Raw genomic sequence first — 2,648 nt, forward strand, 5'->3', positions numbered from 1 at the left:
CAAGCCTCGTCGGGCTCATTGAAGCGCCGAGCCGTGCTCTGGAATTCGCGCCCGTCAGGGTGCTGCAGGAAGGTTCTGGCACTCCGCTGTTCTGCATCCATCACGGCGGCGGCGTCAGCTGGCCGTACCGTGCACTGGGCCCGTTTCTAGATTGTTCGGTTGTCGGTATCCAACAAAACGCACCTAGTGCTGATTCTGAATCCGGATCGGTTCGCAGCCTCGCGAAGGATTACGCCCAGCGGCTCGTGGAGTTCTATCCGGGTGGGCCGTACAACATTCTTGGCTGGTCCTTTGGCGGCAACGTGGCCCACGAGCTCGCCATTGAGCTTAACCGTCGTGGATATGTCGTTCGCCACCTGATAATCCTGGACGCTGCAGCCAGCCATGATGACGCGATGAGAATTTACGGTGCCGACCAAATCGATGACGATGCCTTGATCCTTGATACCTCGCCCCAGCGCGGACGGGGTTTGGATGGCATTGTCGGGGAGGTCGCCCGGGCCCTTCCGTCCGGAGAACTGCGCGATCTGATGGTCAAGAACACAGAGACGAATATTCGATACCGAGCCGAGCATACGGTTGATGTGTTCGACGGGGACATGACTATATTTTCGGCAATCGGGAGTGCGCCGCAGGGAGCGATTCCGCAAAGCTGGCGACCATATGTGACCGGCGACATCACCGATTATCCGATTGATTGTAAGCACCATGAAATGTTGACCGCCGAAGCGGTTGAGTTGTTTGGATGGCAACTCAAAGCGGTCCTGGAGAGTTAACTAAGCCGGCAAATTGAGTTTGAGGAGTTGACTGTGAAAGTAGGCGTGATCGGAGCCGGTCCGTCAGGGCTGACGACCATAAAGCAGCTGCGCGACGAGGGTCATCACGTCGTATGTTTTGAAAAAAGTGCCGACATCGGCGGTATCTGGTACCGCGATGGCGAGGACAGTGATTCGATGAAAGCTTACGATGACCTTTACCTCACCATTTCTATGAAGCTGATGTCCTATTCTGACTTCATGGTCGAAGATCGAGTTTTCGCGGATCGCCAAGGCTACTTCAAGTACTTGAATGACTATACCGACAAGTATTCCCTGCGGCAATGCATCAAGTTTAATTCCACGGTCGATGCCGTCGAAAAAGCCGGCGATGACTGGATGGTTTCGGTCACCGCGGACGGGCGTCAAGAACGCCACACGTTCCAGGCGCTTGCCGTCTGTAGCGGTCCCTTCCAGACGCCGATGACTACTGTTACATACCTGCAGCAATTCTCCGGCGAAGTAATGCATTCCTCGCGTTACCGGAACAATCGGCAGTTTGCAGGCAAGCGGGTGCTTGTTGTCGGCCTGGCCGAATCTGGCGCCGATATCGTCAGGCAGATCTCGGACGTTTCGTCCGAGTGCACGCTGGCCATAAGTTCGCGTTCCTATCTGGTCCCTCGTCTCTATGAGGGGCGATATTCAACAGACAGCATGACCGTTAGGGCGCATCACTATGAGATGTACGTCCGCTCGTCGGAACAGCCCTTCCCCACGGCGGCTTTCTTCCAGGACGGGACAATGTCTCGTGCTTCCTTTATGGACGCCATCAGGCAGCACGGCATGAAGGCGGCGATGACAAGAGCCGCCGACTTGTTCGATCTGCAGTCGCTCGGTGCGGACCTCTTGGCCGTGGGTCTCGGCGAGCCGGTGACAGCGGTGTCCAATGCCATGGCGAAAGTTTTACTCGGAGCGCCGCGGGTCGACGATGATGAGCTCGACCCGCGGAACAGCCTGGGGCAACCGGTGCTCCCCCCGAAGCTGGATTTGTCCACCGAGGCAACGAAAGAAGCGATCGAATATATCACTGAATGGAATCGAAAGTCTCATTTAGGTGAGGACGCGTATTCTCCGCGGGTCATCTTCTGCAAGAACGTTTCCTTTGTGCCCAACATTTTGAATGGGAAAATTCAGGTGAACGACAGCGGCATCGCGGCCATAGACGGCAACACGGTCTGCTTCAAGGATCAGACGGTCAAAGATTACGACTGTATAGTTCTGTGTACCGGGTTCGAACGCGATTTCTCATTTCTGCATGGTGTGGACATCCCAGGGCAGAATGTCCGCCATTTATACAAGCACGCGTTCCATCCCGACCATGGCGGTCGGCTTGCGCTGATCGGGTTTGTCAGGCCGTTCAGCGGAGGTATACCTATCTGTGCCGAGATGCAGGCTCGATACTTCGCGCTTCTTTGTAGTGACAAGCTCCAGCTGCCCGCAGATGTGACCGACCGAATCACAGCGGATAAGGCATGGGAGGAGAAGTGGACGGAGCTGAGTCCGCGGCACTCCGAAGCGATTCCGTCGCTACCTTTTTTCCTCGACTCGATCGCGAAAGACATTGGGTGCTTACCCACCTGTGAACAGCTGACCGACGAACCAGATCTCTTGGTGAAACTTTGGTTTTACTCATTCAACCAGATGTGTTATCGCATCGTCGGACCTCACAGCATGCGAGGTGACGCGAAGAAATCACTCATGAATGAAGAGCTACCGGGCGATAGCCTGCTGAGTATGTTCTATTTCATGGCAAGTTCACTGTGGCCACACCATATGCGTCCACAGGCTGCGCCATTGAACCCGGATCTGTGGGAGGCGGAAGTTTAGCGCTCC

Annotated in this window: 2 protein-coding genes; both read left to right on the forward strand. The window is 55.6% G+C overall.

Features of this window, described 5'->3' with window-relative positions:
* Positions 1–776, forward strand: a 776-nt coding sequence (locus ACX9NE_RS29165; protein WP_459365245.1) for a thioesterase domain-containing protein, incomplete at its 5' end; no start/stop codon positions are given.
* Positions 777–809: 33 nt separating this feature from the next.
* Positions 810–2,642, forward strand: a complete 1,833-nt coding sequence (locus tag ACX9NE_RS29170; protein WP_459365246.1) for a flavin-containing monooxygenase — start codon at positions 810–812, stop codon at positions 2,640–2,642.
* Positions 2,643–2,648 lie beyond the last annotated feature (6 nt).

The sequence above is a fragment of the Mycobacterium sp. ML4 genome (assembly GCF_054515735.1).